Origin of the sequence: Haloarcula marismortui ATCC 43049, from assembly GCF_000011085.1 — an archaeon.
Lineage (GTDB): Archaea > Halobacteriota > Halobacteria > Halobacteriales > Haloarculaceae > Haloarcula > Haloarcula marismortui.
The window spans coordinates 1,187,563-1,207,436 of record NC_006396.1; the positions used below are offsets into that span (position 1 = coordinate 1,187,563).

Sequence of the window (19,874 nt, forward strand, 5' to 3'; positions counted from 1 at the left end):
TATGTCAACAGGCAATGAAGTGATGCACGACGGCGTGATGAGTACCGGCGAGGATGCGCGCATCTTCCCGGATGTTGAGGCGTGTATCGACTGTGGTGGCTGTGTTGTCTCCTGTAAGCGTACGTGGGACGTCCCACGGGACGAACAGCGAATCAGTATCGCGACGATGCTCGAAGGCCAGGAAGCCGCATCGGGGCTCAACGCCAGCAGCGGCCAGGCGATAGGCCAAGGTGAGTCACCCGGCGAGACAGCAGTCCCGATGCAGTGCTATCACTGTTCGAACGCGCCGTGCGTCTCGGTGTGTCCGACCGACTCGCTCATCTCGAAGGAGAACGGCTTCGTGCGGGTCCGTGACGACCTCTGTATCGGTTGCCAGTACTGCCTCTCGGCGTGTCCGTTCGGCGCGCCACAGTTCCCCGACGAGGACAGCGGGGTCGCCAACCTCGTCGGCAGCGGTGGCAACATGGACAAGTGTACCATGTGCGAGGAACGTCAAGATGTCGGCAAGGGGCCGGCCTGCGCCGAGGAGTGTGCCACCGACGCCATCCTGGTCGGGACGCCGGCCCAGATATCGGACGAACTGGACAACAGGGACAGCGGCACGTTCTTCAACGACGTGGCTATGGACATCATCTTTGGCGAGGACGCCAGTGAGTTCCAATGACGAACACAGAAGACCTCCCGGAGGTGAACGGCTACAGCCGCGCTTCGGTGCTCATCAGCGCGGTCGTCGGCCTCGCTGTCGCGGCGCTGGCGCTGTTCTGGGCACAGGGATTCAGACTCGGCTATGAATCGCTGTACCGGGTCAACCCGAGCGTCGCGGGCGGCGGTATCGGCGCGGACTGGGTGTTCGGCAACACCATCCCCGCGCTCGATTTCCTCATCGCGCTCATCCACGCGGCCGACGTCATCCTCGGCGCGTTCATTCTCGTGATGGTGTTCATCCACTGGGCGGCGTTCCAGCGTCTGGCAGGCAAGATGCGCGAACCGGGTGAGGATACCAGCGAGGCCGTCGCGGCCGACGGTGGTTCGCCGGCCCGCGGCGACGGACAGGGAGGTGACGGCGCATGAGCAATCTCGACCACGGGAAGTTCACGCGCGTGACGACCCTGTTCCACTCGCTTTTGGGGCTGGACGTGTTCCTCCTGTTTTTCACCGGCTACGCCATCATGTTCAACGACGAACTGTGGTGGATGCTGACGCTGATGGGCGGGGCCTCAGGCGTGACGGCGATCCACCGCATCACCGGCATCGGGCTGGTTGCACTCGTCATCTTCTGGATTACGCTCCAGCTTATCTCCTCGACCGGCCGGAGCAACTTCTCGAAAATCCTCCCGGCGAAAGACGACGTCGACGCGTTCATTCAGGATATCCAGTTCGTGCTCGGTCGAGCCGACGAACGACACCCGAGCGCGCGGCAGTTCGCCGGCTACAAGGCCGACGAGGTCCCGCTACTGTCCTACATCGGCAAGGGCGTCGTGTTCATCTTCTCCATCGAGCTGACCCTGCTGGCGATATCGGGGCTGCTCATCTGGAGCAAGACCGGCCTCGCCGCGATGTTCCAGACCAAGGCGGCCGCGATGGCCTTCGTCACGTTCCACGGCCTGCTGGGCGTTATCATGCTGATGGGGGTCATGTTCCACATCTTCGAGCACGGGATGCACCCTGCCTTCTATCCCGTCGAGACAAAGGCGTTCATTCCCCGAAGCATGGTGCCCGAACACCACGGTGACGACGACGAGGAGCCGGACACCACGGGGATCGAACGCCTCTCGCTGTCCCCGTCCTGGCGGACTGTCTCGACGATCTTTGGCGCGATGACCGTCATCGGCATCGTTTCCGTGCTCATTGGGAGCATCTTCGACGAGGGCTATCCGGTGCCCCGCGAACTCGCCATTGGCGGCGGTCCGTCGAGCATTCTGTTGACTATCGGTATCAACCTCGGCATGGTCGTCCTCGGTGTCGGGCTCGTGCTGTCGATGTACGGGAACGTCCTGCGCATCCGCTGGGAACAACAGCTAGAACGAGACGAGCGGCCGGCCGCGGCCGACGGTGGCGAACCCCAGACCGACGGCGGCCAGCCTGAATCAGACGACAGCGAAAACTGAACCGACTGAGGGCCGTTTTTCGTGCAGCTACGCGATGAGTGCCTGTCCTTCCGGCGACAGCTCGACATCGACGTCCTGCCGGGTCTGTTCCTGAATCTGGTTCAGGTTCCGGGTCAGGACCTGCAGGATGTCTTTTGGCTCCGGGTAGACGAGCATGTTGCCGTCGCCGTCCTCCATGACCAGTTGTGTGTCGGAGAGCGCGACCTGGTCGCCCTCGATGCTGGCGACGATGACATCCAGTGCTTCCGCGCCGCCGGGGTCGCCCTCCGTCACCTTCGTAATATAGAGCGCATCGAGCCCAATGAGGTCCTTGTACTCGCGGACCTGTTCGGCACAGGCGACCATGTCCTGCGTCACCGCCGTCTTTTGGTCGTTCCCATGCTCTCCCTCGTAGCAGTGTTTACAGATTCGTAGTTCGAGGCGCATGCCCCTGACTATGTGATTGGGTCTCATTACCGTTGTGGGGATGGCGATTCGACCACCAGTGTTTACTGTACTGCTGTGAAATGGTATTATATGGCATCAGCGCTTAACGCAGTGTATCTGGCACTGGTCGTCGTCGTCGGCGTCGTCGGAACGCTGTTCGTCGCAAGCATCAGGTCCACAGACGTGCGGTCCCGGTGGCTCGAACTGTCATCGATCGGGGTCGTGGTACTGTTCCTGCTGGCTCTGGGCGTCCAGTTCCTCGCGTAACCGTGCACCCCTGATTTGTTGGGAGATACCGCCGGAACGATAGCTGCTGTTGCGTGGCTACCTGAGCAATATATATGGGCGGATAGTTCATGCTCACCCTTATTATTGACAAAATATAATTCTATCTACCCAAATCTATAGACGTATTTTGCACTGTCGATTTTTCAGAGCCTGAATTAGGTCTATATTAGGCATAGCTGTATATAAAATCGACATTTGGATATATTAGCCATAGCGACGGTGGGTTTTGCTACTATTTCGAGCACAGCCAGTGATAGGAAACGCATAATCGATGTGTCTCGTCTGGAGTAACAGTAGTACATCCATTATTGAGATTGGGACCGTGTCGGAGTCGTGGTCGTATCTCGTATCGAACAGTGTAAGATAGCGTTGGAAAGCCGTTCACTCATCATGAATCGGGTATGGACACCGTTCAGCAGCCAGAGCTATGAACTGGCGGTTATCGAATGCAAGCAGGAACTCATGCGCGTCGTGGATCCAATGCGTGCTGCAAACGCTGCCCGAATACAGCGCTACTGTCGAAAATGGGCTGTTCAGGTATCACTACCACAAGACTGTAATACCGTTCACCGCTTCTGAACACTGCTGCTATGAATAGGTAACGTTCAGCTCGATAACGTTGGCGACTTCCAGTACTTTCTGTGGGAATTCTTCGCGGAATCGATCGCCTCGGAACCGATTTGTCGGGCCCGAAACGCTGATCGCACCGATAATTTCGGTATCGTGGTTGAGCACCGGGGCAGCGACACAGCGGAGTCCTTCGAGACGCTCTTCATCATCGAAGGCGACGCCGCGCTCTCGGACGTCCGCTAGCTCTTGCTCCAGTGCCGCTCTGCTACTGATCGACTTGCTGGCCTCCCCGCCGAGTCCGTGGCGGTCGACGATCGCATCAACCCGTTCGGTCGGCATGTGTGCGAGAATCGTTTTTCCCAGCGCTGTCGTATGAAGCGGAACGCGTGTTCCGACGTGGGCTTTGACCTGCACGGCTTTGTCTCCCCGAGCACGGTACAGGTACGACCCGCGGCCGTGTTCTTCGACGAGAATATTCGCGAGCTCGCCGGTTTCTTCGGCCAGCCGGTCGACCTCTGGCTTTGCAATCTCGAACAGTTTCTGCCGGTGGCGGGCGTACGCTCCCAGCTCTAGGAACCGAAGCCCAACCTCATACACACCGTCTCTGTTGACAACGTATTCTTCCTGTTCCAGCGTGCTCAGGTAGTTGTGAACGGTACTCTTTGGAATGTCAAGGTGCTGGGCCAGTTCGGTGACACCGGCTCCGTCGAGATCTTTCAGTGCGTCAAGCACCTCGAACGTCGTCTCGGCGGATTTGACTGGGTTTTGAGCGGTTTTTGCCATACTCGGCCATGTATCCCCTCGTACTAAACAGTTGTTCAAACATCTGGGACAGAGCGGCGGTCTCGACGGCACACTGGTTTTCTCACGGCATATCGATAGCAAATCACCGCAAACTGACACGTACGCCCTGATCGATTGTCGCAGGTAGGGATATCCGTGGAGCGTGCATTCAGATGGAGGGCTGTAATAATTCCGTCGGCGCAAATTCCCACCAGACCGACACACAGGCACGCAATCGAAACCAGTCGAGAGCCGAGCACGGTATCACAGTGTGAAACCCTCTGCGAAGCGGTTACCAGACCGCCCCGGTCCCATAGCCTTTCACACGACTGTAACTGAATTGTTCAGTGTTCCGATGGACTCAATGTTGATGCTGACTTGATCTCCCTCTTGCAGCGTAAAATCGTCGTCGGGAACGAGCGAGGTCCCGGTAAGTAGCACTGACAGCTCGGGGACTGCGTTGTGCGCGGTGTAGTACGAGACGAGTTCCTCACAGGTGCGTTTCATCTCGCTGGTGTTGGTCTCTCCGTAGTAGACACGGTCACCATCGCGGTGAATCGACATCGAAAGTGCCAGCGAGTGCGGGTCTTCGATGTCCGTGACGACGGCTGGGCCAACCGAACAACAGCGGTCGTACACCTTGGCCTGCGGGAGGTACAGCGGGTTTTCTCCCTCGATAGACCGACTGCTCATGTCGTTGCCGACAGTGTAGCCGACGATGTCGCCCTCGTAGAGAACGATTGCAAGCTCTGGCTCGGGCACGTCCCAGTCTGAGTCGGCTCGGATGCCGACCGCTTCGTCGGGGCCGACAGTCCGAGTGGGCGTCGATTTGAAAAAGATCTCCGGCCGCTCCGCATCGTACACGTCAAGGTACATCTCCGGCGTGCCGCTTTCCTCTGTCCGCGCTTCTTCACTGATCTGGTACGTGACGCCAGCGGCCCAGACTTCGTCGGCAGTGACGGGATCGGTAGCAGTGGCTTCGAGTCGTTGTTCGGACACTGCCTCAGCGGCATCGAGGTGGCGGGCGCTGAGTTCGTCCGGTGCGGTATCCGCAATCGAGGCCGATTTGAGGAGGTCACGGAGCGTTCGAAGCTGCGGTTTGACGCTGGTCAAATCGTACACACCGTCCCCAGTTTCGACCGCTAACCGCTGTGAGTTCCCGTCACGTAGCTGGTAGTACCTCATACAGAGTTGCAAACTGCAACAATACATGAATCTTGTGCTGGCAACGGTATGCTTCTTGCCTGTCGCGAAAGCACTACCGTCGACCGGCAACCCATTCCCAATCGGGCGAACTGCCGTTCAGCAATACGGAACACTACGAATGACAGGCGTACAGACGTTATTCTGGTATCCCAGTGAGCGTGTCGTGAGACACATACTCACCGCTCCCAAGCCCACTTCTACAGCGGAGAGTGATGATACTAGAACGGTTCCGTGTAACACCGCCGTTCAGTAGTTCAGTTCCTATCAGATACACAATTATCGGACTAATATCAATATAATATCAACGAGGCTCCGCTCTGTCACCATCCGTTCAATATGCATTTCTAATGAGCCACAGACACCTCTAAATTTGCACATGAGCTTTCCAAGCACCACCTGCATTTTTACCGCCACATTCAGATTTTTGCCACTCAACTTCGAGCATATATGTATCTATATCAGTTTCCCACCTCAATAGCGCCCTATACAAACCTACTTTCACTACGGCCTACTCAGGTACCTGAAAGATGCGGACAGTATCCCGCTTTCCGTCTATTGAATCGACCTCGGTAAGTCCACAGTCTGTGAACACCGCATTCCAGTCCCGGTAATACAGCGGGACGTTGTCATCGACGTAGTTTACTTCACCCGGGTCGCCGCCTTCGTTCTCGACGGTAATCAGCAGGTCATCTACGATCCGTGCCAGTTCTTCGAACGCCCAGTCGACATCTGGGTGGAGATGTTGCAGTGTTTCGACGGAAAAAACGACATCGTACGTGTCGTCCGCGACATCTGTGACGAACTCCTCAATAGCCATGGCGTGAAACGAGCCGGTGGCTGCGAGGTCGGGGTACGTCTCAGTAAGGACATCTAACGCATCGCCGTTGATATCGACGCCGGTCAAATCCGAGTAGCCAGCTTCAGCTAGTGCAGCGAGGTGCCGCCCGGAGCTGCAGCCAACCTCCAGCACAGCCGCGTCCTGCTCGACATGCTCTGCGAGTATTGACTGCACCAGCTCACTCGTCTCGTCCGCTCCATAGTAGGCATAATACGCGGGAGAGTATTCGCCGGACCGCTCGGCCCACTCGTCCCGAATGTCGGTAGAGTCCACGGTGAAGTCGGGAGGGGAAGACGGAAAGTTCTGCCGGCTCGGGTGTGGCGACGGTGGTTCGACCGAAAGACGCAACAGCCACCCAGACGACCGGTATGCCATGGTCTGGACAGTGATGCCGGACTTCGAGGGGTACGACGAGGCCCACGAGCAGTTCAGCTGGGACCTTCCGTCGTCGTACAATCCGGCGGTCGATTTTCTGCAAAAACACGAGGACCCCGGCAGGGTGGCGCTCGAACAGGCATATCCTGACGGACAGCGCGAGCAGTACACCTTCCGCGAACTGGACGAGCTATCGGACAGACTCGCGGCGGGGTTGGCCAGTCTCGGCGTCGAGGCCGGTGACCGGGTCGGCGTCGTCGTGCCACAGAAGCCACAGAACCCAATAACGCACCTGGCGAACTGGAAGCTCGGGGCCGTCTCGGTGCCGTTGACGGTCCTGTTCGGGACGGACGCGCTCCAGTACCGGCTGGACGACGCTGGCGCGACCGTCGCCGTTATCGACCCGACCGTGCGCGATGATATCGACGCGATACGCGAGGACTGTCCGACGCTAGAGCACGTCCTCGAAATCGAAACTGACGCACCGGCTGGTGATGTCCACGCCTTCGGCGATATGCTTGCTGCGCCGGAAAACACCGACATCGAACCCTACGACTCCACGCCGGACACTGACACGGCGATACTGTACACGAGCGGGTCGACGGGACCGCCGAAAGGCGTCCGGCACTCACACGCACTGTGGCTCGGACGAGCCGCAGCCGCGTACAACTTTTTCGACCAAGGGCTGGGACCGGACGCGACAGTCTGGACGCCCGCGGACTGGGCCTGGGGCGCGGCCCTCGGCGGGACACTCTTTGCGACGTGGCATCACGGTGGAACCATCGTCGGCTATCCCGCCTCAGGGTTCGAGGCCGAGGCGGCGTTCGACCTGCTGTCCGAGTTCGATATCACCCGGTCGTTCATGCCGGCCACCGCCCTCCGAATGCTGATGGATATCGAGGACCCGACAACGACGTACGACCTCGCCATCGAGACGTTTGCCGTCGGCGGCGAGTCGTTGACCCCGGAAATCGTCGACTGGGTGGCGGAGACGTTCGACTCGGTCACCATCAACGAGTTTTACGGCCAGACAGAACTGAATCTCGTTGTCGCCAACAACTCGAACTGGTTCGACACACAGCCCAGCAGCATGGGCAAGCCGTTACCGGGGTATGACCTAGCGATTCTGGACCCCGACGCCGCCGACCGCGGCGTTGCTGCGCCGCTCTCGACCGGCGAACTCGGCGAGATAGCGGTACGACCGCACGACCGCTCGGTGTTCTTCGACGAGTACTGGAACATGCCGGAGAAGACGGCGGCCAAAGAGGTCGACGGCTGGTTCGTTACCGGCGACTTGGCACGACAGGACGCCGACGGCTACGTCTGGTTCAAATCGCGCAAGGACGACGTTATCATCACCAGTGGCTACCGCGTCGGGCCGATGGAGGTCGAGAGCGCGATTCTCGAACACCCCGACGCAGTTCAGGCGGGCGTCATCGGTGTCCCGGACGACACCCGGGGCGAAATCATCAAAGCGTACGTGGAAGCATCGGCCGATGCGCCGGCCCACGAGACGCTCCGGTCAGAAATCCGATCTATCGTCAGAGAGCACCTTGCCGAGTACGAATACCCCCGCGAGATCGAGTTCGCTGATGCGCTGCCACAGACGACAAGCGGGAAGATCCGCCGGAAAGAATTACAGGCGTGGAATGCCGACGACAGCGCCGGCGAGTCGCCGTAGTCTCAAGTGTCGCCACCGATACCGTCGGATGGACGAAATCAGTTAAGGACTCCAGATATTGACGACGACAGGCTGAAAAGCAGCCCCCCTTTATACAAATATACGGATAAGTAGGCAAATTACTGCTCTATATCTCTATATTTGCCCATATATTCTCGATATATGGTGAGATATATCTTCTATATCGGATTTTATGGATAAAATGCCCTATTTACATCTAAATACCGGCCTTCGCGCACAATGTACTGAGAGAGCTCCGCAAAAACGCGTCCAGTACGACTGTTCACGGGTAGTGACTGTAGGTATGAATGGAACGGACAGCCAGGATGGCCCGGCGTTCGGACGCGGGTAATCCCGTTTGCCTCCTCCACCCCGCGACCCCACGAGCGACGGGTGTTCGATGGTCCGCTGCTCACTTCCGTGCCTGGCGGAGTGCCATCGTTTAACCACGTGGGCGCACCCCTGCAGGTGCGACCACGCGGACCGCCGTCCCCGTGGGACGAGGCTTCCACGTTAGCTCACGGGGTCCACGTCCGTCAGACCGGACGCCCCCGGTGTTCGGTCCCCGCTCAAGACCACAGTGCGGGCAAGGAGGGGGGCCTAGCCCCCCGACCTAGTCCATCTGAAAGTCCGCCGCCGCCCCATAAGGGCCTTTCGGATGCGCCCACAGACCGCTGGACGACGCGCCGGTGGACAGACCGGCCTACAGCAGGTCCAGCGCCCGCGCGAACCATGTCCCACCGATCGGGATGAGGAGGCCCGCGATGACGACGCCCCAGCGGTGGTGCTCCATCAGCGTCGACTCAGTCAGTCCCAGCACGAGACTCTCGGGGACGGTGACCGCCCAGAGGACACTGAGGGCGACGATGAATACGCCCATGCCGATGCTCGCGCCCGCCGCGACACTCGGATCCGACCGCCCCTCGCGGCCGGCCGCCAGCACAATAATGCAAACAAGCGCGAATACGCCTGGCAGCAGCGGGGAGAGCGCCCCCGAACTGTAGTACGCCCCGACGGCACTCGCCGTTTCGACGAGGCCGTACGGGACCGCAAGTACAAGGAGATACAGAACGCACCCGACGATGCCGACAGTCGGAGCGAGCCGCAAGTCGTCCATATCGTCGCTCGGTCCGGCGGCGTCTTAACAGCGACGTTCGAGCGAAACGAGGAAATGTCGGCTCGCCGTAGCCAAGGCCATGGGACTGGGCTCCACCGCGAAAAAGATACAGAAGGTCGCCGACATCGCCGAGGATCTCTATAAGAAGGTCAACGAGCTGAAGACACAGCTCGAGGACCTACGGAGCACTGTCGACGAGACGAATACTCGCGTCGATGGAATGGAGCAGGAACTGGCCGAACAGCGCGCGCTCATCGAGGCACTCGCCGAAGAACGGGGTGTCGATACGGACGCGATCGTGGCCGAAGTTGCCACAGACACTGATAGCGACACAGCTGAAGCGGTTTCAGAGTAATCCCCTGACTGCGGTACCATCGCGCGGCGGAACCGGTTGGTTTAAACCATAACACCATCATACCATTGTACGTAGGGCGCTTAGCTCAGCTTGGACAGAGTGCTTGGCTTCGGACCAAACCGTCGGGGGTTCAAATCCCTCAGCGCCCGTGTTCTGCCGCGAGCAAATTCGCGAGCGGCTGCCACGGTAAACTGAAGGATTTGAACCACACGAGACGAGCGAGAGCGAGTCTCGCAGTCGGGTGAAAATCCCTCAGCGCCCGTATCAGATTTCGCGGTTCTAACCGCCCGACAGCGGTGGGCTGGTTCTGCTGATGAACGCAATGTAGTTCCTTTCCGTTCAATCATTGAACGGTCCTGAATTGGAGTAGTATCGTCTGGTGATTTGCGTACATCTACATAGAACACGGCGAGAAAACTAAGCACCAATAGGGCCATTGGCGCCGCTCGTGTGGGGGACCTCACTGTCTCTGGGAGCAGTCTCGCGTCTGGCAAGGGTCCGGCCTAATGAAGCGCGAGAAGTCAGCACCGAGGGGTAAAAAAGTCAACCATTTTATACATGTTGGGAGAAGTTCAGACGAATAATGACGAATAGTGACCGTCTCCTGTCTCGACTCGGATTTTCCGAATCGTCGGGGGCAGGATTTAGTCTGACGTTGGCCGGGTTCATTGGCTTCATGGGGATAATTACCGCTGAGGTCCTCTACCCAAACTATTCGACGAGACAGGACATCAGTGATCTGGGATCGACCCGCCCACCGAACCCCGTGATTCACGAACCGTCTGCGACAATCTTCAACACAACGATGCTGGTAACGGGGGCGATGGTACTCCTCTCGGCATACTTTCTCTACCGGACGATGGACCGACGTGGGTTCCCACTCGCACTCGCAGTATTTGGGTTCGCTGCGTTCGGCGTCGGCGTTTTTCCAGGGAATGTGACACCGTGGCACGGGATATTTGCTCTTCTCACCTTCTTTAGCGGCGGTATCACCGTCGTTCTCTCTTCTCAGGTCGTTTCCAGACCGTTCTCGTTCCTCTGTGGCCTCTTCGGCGGTATCTCTCTGCTGGTTCTTGTCAGTGTCTTCGTCTACGGATTGCTCGTCGGTGGCCCCAGTCCAGTTGAGCCACTCGGACCGGGTGGCATCGAACGCTGGGTCGTCTATCCTATCATCATCTGGTTACCCGCATTCGGTGGCTACCTTCTGGCGTCTTCTGGCGATACGGTAGGCGATTATCCGAATCGACAAACTCCGGAGTGACCCAATTGCTCTCGACCTGTCGTCTCTTCAAAAGCCTTGACAGACTTGCACTGTGTATGCAGTCTTCAGCATTCATTTGCCCGCACTGCCGGCTGTAACGAACTGAAGGAATTCGCCACCTGAGGTGGTGAGTTCCATCTCGCACACACTGACATGGCTTATTCAGCAATTGAGAGAAGTGCGACGGCAAGATGTAGCGTATCTATTAGTCGACTTGATCGCCCATTTGGTGTCTCGACCGAAGCTCAGGACGCGCCACGCCCTCCGCGAAGCCGGTTGTGTCGTATCGCCACCCAGCGTATCCAACAATCTGTCGACACCGACGACCACGGCTGCGATCACTATGAGTCCGGCTTCCGGGCATTCGGTCTTAGTTCGAGATGGGCATTGATGTGGGAAAACTCGCTGTCGAGCTGTATGACGGTTGACTCAACCGTCCGTGGCACGCCCCCTCATTATCAACCCGTTATATTGCGATTTGTCGCCTCTAACTTCATTTTCTCTGTTGGGCACGACGTGATAGATGTGGTGGTCATCGTGCCGCTGGCCAATTCCGATTCTGACAGTCAATGAACAAAAACCATTTATGCATTGATTCCTAATTTTTTATAACAAATAAGTACTAGGATGGATAAAAACCAAGAGGAGAGTGTAGATTCCACGGCGGAACTGCGAAAGACGAAACAGCACTTGAATCTCGTTCTAAAACTTGCCGATATCACCGCCGCTCGGGTCGACACTGACCTCAGGCACACATGGGTTAATGATCAGGGGCCCAACAGTATCTCCGACCCAGAGGCGCTGGGAAAACGGGATGACGAACTCTTTCCGCCCGACATTGCCGAGCCGACGTTAGAACTGAAGAAGGCCGTCTTGGAGACTGGTGAACCAGTCACTCGTAAAGTGACATTCCAGAAGCCGACAGGTGACAGGATATACAATATCCGGGCCGAGCCCATGCGTGACAGCGAGGGCAACATCAAGGGTGTCATGCAGGCTGCAGTTGACACAACCGACGAGCATAGACAGCAACAGCAGTTGAGCGTGGCGACGCGGATGCTGCGGCACAACCTTCGAAACAGAGTCACCACATTGCTGGGGCAGGCAGAGATGCTAGACGAGCATCTCTCGACACTCCCTGACAGCGATAGACTAAGGGCACTGCAAGATGTGCTGGAGACGCTTGACGGGGAAGTAGAGACCAGAGACGTTGATTCTCCCCGCACATCGGATCTGCATGCCCGACTTGTGGAGGCTAAACGACTCGCGGAGGACCTCTCGGATCTCTCGGAATCGAATGTTTCGGACATGTCCAAGACCATACGGCAAGTCACCAATCGACTATACAATGTCACTGAGAAAGTCGACCACTTTCTCATACTGGCCGATTCAGGTACATCCTATGACCGGACTCAGGGCACGGAACTGCGACCGACGATAGAGGCAGTACAGGAAGAAGTCACGCAGGCAAACCCAGACGCTGAAATCAGTATCCAGGGACCACTCGACACGACAGTGCTGGCACCATCCAACGAACTCAGAATTGGACTTCTCGAACTCGTCGAGAACGCTATCGCTCACAACGACCAACCCAGTCCGACGGTAGAAATCCGCGTTCGCACACAGGACACTGGTCGGACTCTGGTAGAGGTGGTGGACGACGGTCCGGGCCTTCCGGAACACGAAGCACGAGTTATCGAGGACACGGTGGAGGCGCCACTCGAACATGGTAGCGGTATGGGACTGTGGCTCGCACAGTGGGTGAGTCTGAAAAACGGTGGGCCACTCCAGATCGACTCCACCGACCAGGGCGGCACAGTGGTTTCGCTGACACTCGCGACAGACAACGACTGACAGGGCGGCTTTGTATTTGCTGGCGCTTCGTGCGCTTCTAACCCCATCTATACAGTAAAACCATTGAATTTGGCCGTCTCAAACCTAACAAGCTGATTCGTTCGATAGATGGGCGAGCGCCCCCAGCGCCTGTGTTCTGCGACGAGCAAGTCGGTGAGCAGTAACACCGTCTGAGGAAGCATCGTTTCTACGCGACCAACAGTGAGGTGCCCATCGTATTTTGCGTGAAAAGAAGACGAAGAATCGGAACGGCGATTCCGCACCGCATGTAACGTCACACAGACCGCAAAACGTCGGTGTAGGTCGGTGTGCTGCAGTCCCTGACGACGAGGTTGCGCCAGCGGCAGATCAGTCGTCGGCTGGTTCCACGACGCCGTCGAACCCGGTCATCTCCAGCCCGCCGCCGATGGTCCGGTTCGGGTACGGCATGTTGATGTCCTCGGCGTCGAAGCGTTGCTTGACCGACTTGACGTATTCGGCGCGCGTCTTGACGAAGTCAGACCGACTCGGGTTCTTGATCCAGATACGGGACTGCAGTCCGACAGAGGAATCACCGAGTTCAACGAGGCGAACGGATGGCTCAGGGTCGTCCATTATTTCTGGGTGTTCCCTGGCCTCGTCGAGAATGATTTCAGTCGCTTCGTCGATGTCGTCGTCGTAGTCGATGCCGAACACGAACTTCAAGCGGAGCTGGTCCTTGGCGACAGGGTTCTTAATAACGCCATCGGTTAGATTCGAGTTCGGCACGGTCAGCAGTTCGTTGTCGAAGGTCCGGACGCGGGTGACTCGAAGGCTAATGTCCTCGACGACGCCGGAGTTGCCGTCCCACTCTATCCAGTCGCCGATCCGGAACGGCTTGTCAGTGTAGATGAACACGCCGGCGACAAAGTTCGAAATAACGTCCTGCATCGCGAAGCCGATGGCCAGCGTCGCTGCCGCGGCGATGGTCGCCAGCGACTGCAGGAAGTTCCCGTATTCGGCCATCCCGAAGGCGACGGAGATGGCGACGAACACGATACCGATGCTGACGACCTTCTTCAGCGGTTGCCGAGCGTGGGTATCGAGGTCGCGCGACTTGAGCGAGCGGTCGACGATGGGCAGGACAATCGCCTTCCCAAGGATGTAGACGAGGACGAAGACGACGACGAAAACCACCGCCGAGGCGATAGAGCCGGCGGCTGGCACGCCAAAGCCTTCGAGCAGGTCGGCGAGTGGCTGGACCTGCATCATTTCTCGAACACCGCGGTGTGGCCCCGCACCTGAATCACACTGGCGTTGACCATCTCAGCAAGGTCGTCGGCGAGTTCCTCGGCTGTTGTGCCGCCCCGGGACGAGCGGAGGAACTTCACCTTCACGAGGTCTGTGTTCTCCAGTTGGTCGTCGAGTTCGTCTGCGACGGATTCGATGCCGTGTTTGCCGACGCGAAGCGTCGCGTCGAGGTCGTGTATCCGCGACTGTCGAGAAGAATCACTCATGTACACCGTTTAGCGAGGACAGCCTCTTAAAACCAGTAGTCGTAAAGAATCCTCAGTCGTACGGATAGCGGGACTGTGACCCACAGTCGCACGCGATGACGACGTGGCCGGCCTGGGTTCGAGACCGGGCGTTGTGTCCGTGGAGGAGGTACGTATCACAGGCGTCACACGTCGACCGCTCGAACGACCGTGGCAGGCGCAGGCGGTGGCGTTCGGCGACGCGCCGAGCGCGTCGGACGTACGACCGGGCGCGCTCCTCGTTACCGGCCTGAACGGCCTCGCGAGCGAGCGACTGGAGGCGCTCGATACGCTCGCGGGCAATGGTCGCCTCGTCCGTCATTGGCGGTACTGGGTCGGCGGCGGGAAAATGCCTTCCGAACGAGCTAGCAGCTTCGATATCATGCTTTGGGTACTTTCTGGCTGTTCTGAACTTTTGTATGGGACGCAAGCACTGCCCCTCACAGGGAAAGTCGATAGGATTTTCGGCCCGGCCAGAGAGCCCCGAGACGTGCGCGTCCTGAACTATCTCGAACTGGCCGACCGCCTCGACCGGTCGGGCATCGGCACCGCCGTAGACCACCAGCGGGCGGCGCTGTCCGAAACCGACATTGAGGTCGAGACGACGCCCTGGCAGGAGGGGCACCCGGCATGGGCGCTGGGGGGCAATATCGCGTTCAACGACCCGATGTTCCGCGAGTTTGACATCGCCCACTGCAACATGATCGGGCCGGGCTCCGTTGCCGTGGCCCGGTACGCGGCGCAGGCAGACATCCCGCTCGTCCTCCACGCTCACGTCACCCGCGAGGATTTCCGGGATAGCTTCCGCGGGTCGAATCTGATCGCGCCGGTTCTGGGCCGCTACCTCCGGTGGTTTTACTCCCAGGCCGACCTCGTCCTCTGTCCCTCTGAATACACGAAAGGTATCCTCGAATCGTACCCAGTCGACGCGCCGATACGGCCGATGACAAACGGCGTCGACATCGACGCACTGGCGGGCCACGAGGATATGCGAGAGGACTACCGGCGGCGCTACGACCTGGATGGGATGGTGGTTTTCGCTGTCGGAAACGTCTTTGAGCGCAAGGGGCTGACGACGTTCTGTGAACTCGCCCAGGAGACGGAGCACGACTTCGCGTGGTTTGGCCCCTACGACGCCGGGCCACAGGCCTCAAAGACCGTCTCCCGGTGGGTGAACAACCCGCCCGAGAACGTGACCTTTACCGGGTGGGTCGAGGACATTCGTGGTGCCTTCGGGGCCGGCGACGTGTACCTGTTCCCGACGAAGGCCGAGAATCAGGGCATCGCCGTGCTAGAGGCGATGGCCTGCGGGAAGGCGGTCGTCCTCTCGGACATTCCGGTGTTCCGGGAGTACTACGAGGACGGTCACGACTGTCTCATTTGCGCGGACGAGGCCGAGTTCCGCGAAGCGCTGGAGCGCCTCGCCGAGAACCCCGACCTGCGGGAGCGGCTTGGTGAGAACGCAAGAGAGACGGCCAGAGAACACAGCTTAGACCGGGTCAGCCGGCGGCTTGTCGAGACGTACGAAGAGCTAGCCTGAGGGTCGTTCGAAGCGGACAGTTGTTACGCTGAGAGCGGTTCGCTGTTGACAGATATCGTTGATGAGCGCCGCCAGACGACCGCGACTAGCACCGCGCCGACCAGCACCAGCGCGCCGGCGACGCCGAACGCGAGCAGGAAGTCGTAGCCCCCGAGCCAGCCGCCGAGTATCGACCCGACACCGCTCGCGAGCCCGGAGATAGCGGTGTACAGCCCGAGTGCCTCGCCGCGGATCGCCGGCGGTGCGAGCTGGGTGACGACGCTGGCCGCGGTGACGGCGATGACGGCCCAGGCGACGCCGATGAGGGCGAACACGACACCATTGACCGCTGTGCCGACGAGCGTGGCCGGGAGGAGCAGTCCCACAGCGGCAACAGCCGGATGGAGCGCCGCGCGGGCGAGCAGGCCCCCGACCTGGAGCCCGCTCGGGCTGTAGCGTTCAGCGAGTGCGCCAGCACGGTCGTACCACAGCGCCGAGCCGACGCTGGAGACGAGATACAGCGCGAAGACGAGTCCCGATTCGTAGCCGAGCGTCCGCGAGAGATACAGCGGCAACGGTCCCCAGAACACGCCGAAACCGACGAAGAAGACGATGACAGCGCCAAAGTAGATTGTCAGTGCCGGGGAGAACCGGGCCGCGACCTCCCGGGGGTGTAGCGACCGCGTGAGCCAGTACAGTCGGCCCTGACCGACCGGGAACGTTGCGCTCCGGACCGGCAGTCGGCGCGACCGGGCGATAGCCCGTGCCACCCGGCTGGCCCGCGGACGGTCGATTTCCGTGGGGTCGGGCGGAAGCCACTTCGCTGCGAGAAACGCCGACAGGCCGACGGCAGCCGCACACAGCCACAGCAGCGACTGCTGGGCGGCAATCTCTCCAAGTGGTCCAGAGAGTAACGCCGTCCACACGAGCCCGAGGACTAACCCACCGGCCCAGCCCCAGCCCTGATAGCGGTTCAATACAGCGAACCGCGCCGGCCAGTCCCGCTCGACGGTCCCTGCGGTGACAAGCAGCGTCAGTACCGGCGCGACAGCGCCCGCTGCGAACCATAGCAGGCCGTTACCGGCGATGACAAGCCACGGCTCCTCAGTAAGCGAGACAAGCACCAGCGCAAGGGTCGCAAGCCCCAGTGCGAGGAGGACGAGCGACCGACGCTTCCCCGTTTTGTCTGCGATGCGTCCGAAGATGAGTGCGCCCGGCGCACCCGCGGCGGCGGCCACCCCGGCGAGAACGCCCAGCATGAACGTCTCGCCGCCGATGGCGACGAAATACAGCGGAACAAGCAGTGAGCCCCCGCCCAGCGCAACCGACGCGAGTGCCCAGGCGTACAGCCAGCCGTCCCGGTCCATTACCCACAATCCACCACGGTGCCTGAAAAGCGCTCTGGCGCCTGTGCTCCGGTGACAGTCGTCTGACGTGTGGCTTGCCAATGGCAACGGTTTAAGCCCTGGTCCTGCTACGCCGCGGCGATGGCACTGCCGCACGTCGCGACGTTTACCGACACGTACCTCCCGACCGTCAATGGGGTGACCTACACGGTCGAGACGTGGCGGGACCGCTGGCGCGACCGCGGCGGTCGCATGGACGTGGTCTATCCGAAAAGCGACCACGACTCATCCGAAAACGAATACCCTGTCCGGAGCCTTCCGTTCCCGTTCTACGAGGGGTTTCGGCTCGGGATGCCACAGATACCGAAGGGCGTCCGGGACGCCGAACTGGTCCACGCCCACACGCCGTTCAGCCTCGGGATGGCGGGCCAGCGACTCGCAGGGAAACTCGACATCCCGTTCGTCGCGTCGTATCACACGCCCACGAGCGAGTACGCCGAGTACGTCTCGTTCAACGGCGCTGTCGAGTCAGCGGTCCGCTCCAGCGCCGAGAGCTACGAACGCTGGTTCCTGGGCCGTGCCGACACCGTTATCGCGCCAAGCGAGCGCGCAGCGACCCATCTCCGGGAGTCTATTGGCCTCGATACGACAGTGACCGTCGTTCCGAACGGCGTCGACACGACCGCGTTCGAACCGGTCGACACAACTGCGTTCCGGGAGCGCTATGACCTCCCTGACGGTCCTATCGTCGGCTACACCGGCCGCCACGGCTACGAGAAATGCTTGGAGGACATCGTCACCGCCTGCGAGGGGCTGGACGTGACCGTCGTGTTCGCCGGTGACGGGCCGGCCCGCGAGTCACTCGAAGCGACGGCCGAGCACAGCGACGCCGACGTGCGCTTTCTCGGCTTTTTAGACCGCGTGGAGCTCCCCGAACTGTACTCGACGCTCGACGTGTTCGCGTTCCCCAGCCCCGTCGAGACGCAGGGTCTGGTCGCGCTGGAGGCAAACTGCTGTGGGACGCCCGTCGCCGGTGTCGACGCCGGCGCACTCAGCGACACTATCGAGGACGGCGAAACCGGCTACACCTACGACGAAGGCGATATCGACGGCTTCCGTCGAGCTATCGAGCGCGTCCTCGACGAGCAGGAACATCTTCGAGAGCGCTGTCTCGCCCGGCGCGATATTATTAGCGTCGAGCACGCCATCGACAAACTGGCCGACGTGTACGACAGCGTGCTGTAGCCGTCATCCACGCAGCGTCTGAGTCACGCAACTCAGGCCCGCGAGTGCGACCAGCCGATACCGAACGCGAGCCCGTTGAGCGTTCCAAGCAGCATTCCGAGATAGAAATCCCCCAGTGACACGGCCAGTATCAGGCCGGCCCCGATGCCCAGGGCCAGCCCCTTCAGGACCGTCGGCCAGTGGAGCCAGCTCAATCGCCCGTCGTCGTCGCTCATACACCTTCTCGGGCCGCCGGCGAGTAAACTGTACCCATTCGTCACGGCTGCTCGTGCTGGTCGAGGGTGGACTGTCGCTCCGTCAGGGCATCGATGCGGTCGTCGACGGCTGGATGCGACCCGGGTAGCACACGTTCGGTGACTGTTCGCCAGCGATGAGCGAGGCGTTCGGCCCGTCCCTCTGGCGGAGTTTGCTCGTCGGGCGCAATGGCGTGGGGAACCACACAGAGTTCTCGGACGCCGGTCTCGGCGGTTCGGATGTCTGTGTCCGGGCGCTGACTGTCTGTCAGCGTCTCCAGCGCGCTGGCAAGTGCCGCCGGGGAGCCACAGATAGCGACACCGCCTGCGTCTGCAGCGTACTCCCGGATTCTGGACAACAGCCGGTAGCAGGCCGTGCTAGCGAGATACAGCGTCGCCGTGACCGGTATCGCAATGGCAGCAAAGAGCAGCATCACGATTTGAATGTTCCCGCCAGCGAACCACGTCCCGTCCCGGTCCTCACCGCCGAGGAACCAGTGACAAAGCCCCGAGTACTGCACTGTCTTCCCGAGCGTGCGAGTAAACAGCGCGCTGACGGTCGGGAGGAACGCGGCCGCAGTCATGACGAACGCGTCGCCGTTCTTGAGGTGGGCCAGTTCGTGGGCGATGACGGCGTCGAGTTCCGCGTCGTCGAGCTGGTCGACGAGCGCCGTGGTCACGAACAGCGTCTGCTCGCCGGGCCGGCTGGCGACGTAGCTGTTGGGCGCTTCGGCGTCGATAACCGTCACGTCTGGTGTCGCCATGTCTGCCGTCTGTGCTAACCGAGCCACTCGCCCTTGGAGACGGTCGGCGGTTTCGCTGCGCCGTACCTCCGCCCGCATCTCATCGATGGACTCGGGATCGGATGCCCTGGATTCCGTTGCAGTTGTCCCAGCACCCCGGAGCGTCATCCGGTAGCCGTAGATGGACTGGACGGCGAGGACGAGCGGCGTCCCGACGAGGATAACGGGCCACAGCGGCACGATATCGAACCCCATCGTCCAGAACAGCGTCCCGGTGTCGTACCCGACCAGCGGCAGGAGGCCAAAAGCGACATGACCCAGCACGTACGCGACGGCGACGGCCACGGCGTCGAACACAACAAGTCCCACTACGAGCGCGAGGAGGCGTGCGCGGAGGGACCACGTAGTGGACAGGAGGGAAGCCATAATTGTC

Annotated in this window: 21 protein-coding genes, 1 tRNA gene and 1 other RNA gene; 11 read left to right on the forward strand and 12 right to left on the reverse strand. The window is 60.2% G+C overall.

Going from position 1 to position 19,874, the window contains the following annotated elements; translation table 11 throughout:
• Position 1 precedes the first annotated feature (1 nt).
• The 3 genes from RR_RS09885 to RR_RS09895 are packed head-to-tail and all read left to right on the forward strand — an operon-like array spanning position 2 to position 2,108.
• Complete coding sequence (locus RR_RS09885) at positions 2 to 664, forward strand: 4Fe-4S dicluster domain-containing protein (protein ID WP_011223562.1); 663 nt, start codon at positions 2 to 4, stop codon at positions 662 to 664.
• Positions 661 to 1,071 (forward strand): hypothetical protein, encoded by a 411-nt coding sequence (locus RR_RS09890; RefSeq protein WP_011223563.1) that lies wholly within the window; start codon positions 661 to 663, stop codon positions 1,069 to 1,071. The genes RR_RS09885 and RR_RS09890 overlap by 4 nt, the downstream gene beginning before the upstream one ends.
• Complete coding sequence (locus tag RR_RS09895) at positions 1,068 to 2,108, forward strand: cytochrome b/b6 domain-containing protein (RefSeq protein ID WP_004956864.1); 1,041 nt, start codon at positions 1,068 to 1,070, stop codon at positions 2,106 to 2,108. Before RR_RS09890 ends, RR_RS09895 begins: the two co-directional genes overlap by 4 nt.
• Positions 2,109 to 2,135: 27 nt before the next feature.
• On the opposite strand, the gene RR_RS09900 is transcribed toward RR_RS09895, so the two are convergent.
• Positions 2,136 to 2,534: a hypothetical protein gene (locus tag RR_RS09900; RefSeq protein WP_004956867.1), complete on the reverse strand. Its 399-nt coding sequence runs from the start codon at positions 2,532 to 2,534 to the stop codon at positions 2,136 to 2,138.
• 90 nt (positions 2,535 to 2,624) lie between these two features.
• Between RR_RS09900 and RR_RS22415 the strand changes: the two genes are divergently transcribed.
• Positions 2,625 to 2,801, forward strand: coding sequence for a hypothetical protein (locus tag RR_RS22415; protein WP_004956869.1), 177 nt, complete (start codon positions 2,625 to 2,627; stop codon positions 2,799 to 2,801).
• A gap of 609 nt (positions 2,802 to 3,410) precedes the next feature.
• Here RR_RS22415 and RR_RS09905 read toward each other — a convergent pair.
• The 3 genes from RR_RS09905 to RR_RS09915 all read right to left on the reverse strand — a co-directional run bounded on the left by RR_RS09905 (position 3,411) and on the right by RR_RS09915 (position 6,492).
• Complete coding sequence (locus tag RR_RS09905) at positions 3,411 to 4,175, reverse strand: IclR family transcriptional regulator (RefSeq protein ID WP_011223565.1); 765 nt, start codon at positions 4,173 to 4,175, stop codon at positions 3,411 to 3,413.
• 321 nt (positions 4,176 to 4,496) lie between these two features.
• Positions 4,497 to 5,360 (reverse strand): fumarylacetoacetate hydrolase family protein, encoded by an 864-nt coding sequence (locus RR_RS09910; RefSeq protein WP_049938873.1) that lies wholly within the window; start codon positions 5,358 to 5,360, stop codon positions 4,497 to 4,499.
• Between the two features lie 529 nt (positions 5,361 to 5,889).
• Positions 5,890 to 6,492: a class I SAM-dependent methyltransferase gene (locus RR_RS09915; protein ID WP_049938874.1), complete on the reverse strand. Its 603-nt coding sequence runs from the start codon at positions 6,490 to 6,492 to the stop codon at positions 5,890 to 5,892.
• Positions 6,493 to 6,592: 100 nt separating this feature from the next.
• Between RR_RS09915 and RR_RS09920 the strand changes: the two genes are divergently transcribed.
• Complete coding sequence (locus tag RR_RS09920; protein WP_049938875.1) at positions 6,593 to 8,275, forward strand: acyl-CoA synthetase; 1,683 nt, start codon at positions 6,593 to 6,595, stop codon at positions 8,273 to 8,275.
• A gap of 311 nt (positions 8,276 to 8,586) precedes the next feature.
• Here the strand turns inward: RR_RS09920 and ffs are convergent.
• Together ffs and RR_RS09925 are read right to left on the reverse strand one after the other, a co-directional pair.
• An RNA gene (gene ffs / locus RR_RS21475) (signal recognition particle sRNA) lies at positions 8,587 to 8,899 on the reverse strand.
• 79 nt (positions 8,900 to 8,978) lie between these two features.
• Positions 8,979 to 9,392: a DUF7548 family protein gene (locus tag RR_RS09925; RefSeq protein WP_011223569.1), complete on the reverse strand. Its 414-nt coding sequence runs from the start codon at positions 9,390 to 9,392 to the stop codon at positions 8,979 to 8,981.
• 79 nt (positions 9,393 to 9,471) lie between these two features.
• On the opposite strand from RR_RS09925, the gene RR_RS09930 reads away from it, so the two are divergent.
• From RR_RS09930 to RR_RS09945, 4 genes are all read left to right on the forward strand, one after another.
• The gene (locus RR_RS09930; RefSeq protein WP_007187739.1) at positions 9,472 to 9,747 is read left to right on the forward strand and encodes a DUF5798 family protein; all 276 of its coding nucleotides are present in this window, start codon (positions 9,472 to 9,474) and stop codon (positions 9,745 to 9,747) included.
• A gap of 74 nt (positions 9,748 to 9,821) precedes the next feature.
• Positions 9,822 to 9,896: transfer RNA gene (locus RR_RS09935), tRNA-Arg, on the forward strand.
• 434 nt (positions 9,897 to 10,330) lie between these two features.
• Positions 10,331 to 11,008, forward strand: a complete 678-nt coding sequence (locus RR_RS09940; RefSeq protein WP_011223570.1) for a DUF998 domain-containing protein — start codon at positions 10,331 to 10,333, stop codon at positions 11,006 to 11,008.
• Positions 11,009 to 11,635: 627 nt separating this feature from the next.
• Entirely contained in the window at positions 11,636 to 12,862 is a 1,227-nt protein-coding gene (locus RR_RS09945) for a sensor histidine kinase (RefSeq protein WP_004956890.1), read from the forward strand.
• A gap of 348 nt (positions 12,863 to 13,210) precedes the next feature.
• On the opposite strand, the gene RR_RS09950 is transcribed toward RR_RS09945, so the two are convergent.
• From RR_RS09950 to RR_RS09960, 3 genes are read right to left on the reverse strand one after another with little or no spacing between them, the layout of a single operon-like run.
• On the reverse strand, positions 13,211 to 14,089 hold the full coding sequence (locus tag RR_RS09950) for a mechanosensitive ion channel family protein (protein ID WP_004956892.1): 879 nt from the start codon (positions 14,087 to 14,089) through the stop codon (positions 13,211 to 13,213).
• Positions 14,089 to 14,337 carry a YhbY family RNA-binding protein gene (locus RR_RS09955; protein ID WP_004956895.1) on the reverse strand — a complete coding sequence of 83 codons (249 nt, stop codon included), beginning with the start codon at positions 14,335 to 14,337 and terminating at the stop codon, positions 14,089 to 14,091. The genes RR_RS09950 and RR_RS09955 overlap by 1 nt, the downstream gene beginning before the upstream one ends.
• 52 nt (positions 14,338 to 14,389) lie before the next feature.
• Positions 14,390 to 14,677: a ribonuclease P protein component 4 gene (locus RR_RS09960; RefSeq protein WP_011223572.1), complete on the reverse strand. Its 288-nt coding sequence runs from the start codon at positions 14,675 to 14,677 to the stop codon at positions 14,390 to 14,392.
• A 168-nt stretch (positions 14,678 to 14,845) separates the two neighbouring features.
• On the opposite strand from RR_RS09960, the gene RR_RS09965 reads away from it, so the two are divergent.
• On the forward strand, positions 14,846 to 15,895 hold the full coding sequence (locus RR_RS09965) for a glycosyltransferase family 4 protein (RefSeq protein WP_049938876.1): 1,050 nt from the start codon (positions 14,846 to 14,848) through the stop codon (positions 15,893 to 15,895).
• A 23-nt stretch (positions 15,896 to 15,918) separates the two neighbouring features.
• Here RR_RS09965 and RR_RS09970 read toward each other — a convergent pair whose 3' ends face one another.
• On the reverse strand, positions 15,919 to 17,376 hold the full coding sequence (locus RR_RS09970) for an MFS transporter (RefSeq protein WP_269764279.1): 1,458 nt from the start codon (positions 17,374 to 17,376) through the stop codon (positions 15,919 to 15,921).
• Here RR_RS09970 and RR_RS09975 point away from each other — a divergent pair.
• Complete coding sequence (locus RR_RS09975) at positions 17,362 to 18,465, forward strand: glycosyltransferase family 4 protein (RefSeq protein WP_011223575.1); 1,104 nt, start codon at positions 17,362 to 17,364, stop codon at positions 18,463 to 18,465. The genes RR_RS09970 and RR_RS09975 overlap by 15 nt on opposite strands.
• Before the next feature lie 32 nt (positions 18,466 to 18,497).
• On the opposite strand, the gene RR_RS09980 is transcribed toward RR_RS09975, so the two are convergent.
• On the reverse strand, positions 18,498 to 18,680 hold the full coding sequence (locus RR_RS09980) for a hypothetical protein (RefSeq protein ID WP_004956911.1): 183 nt from the start codon (positions 18,678 to 18,680) through the stop codon (positions 18,498 to 18,500).
• A 41-nt stretch (positions 18,681 to 18,721) separates the two neighbouring features.
• The gene (locus RR_RS09985) at positions 18,722 to 19,867 is read right to left on the reverse strand and encodes a M48 family metallopeptidase (RefSeq protein WP_011223576.1); all 1,146 of its coding nucleotides are present in this window, start codon (positions 19,865 to 19,867) and stop codon (positions 18,722 to 18,724) included.
• Between the last annotated feature and the right edge of the window lie 7 nt (positions 19,868 to 19,874).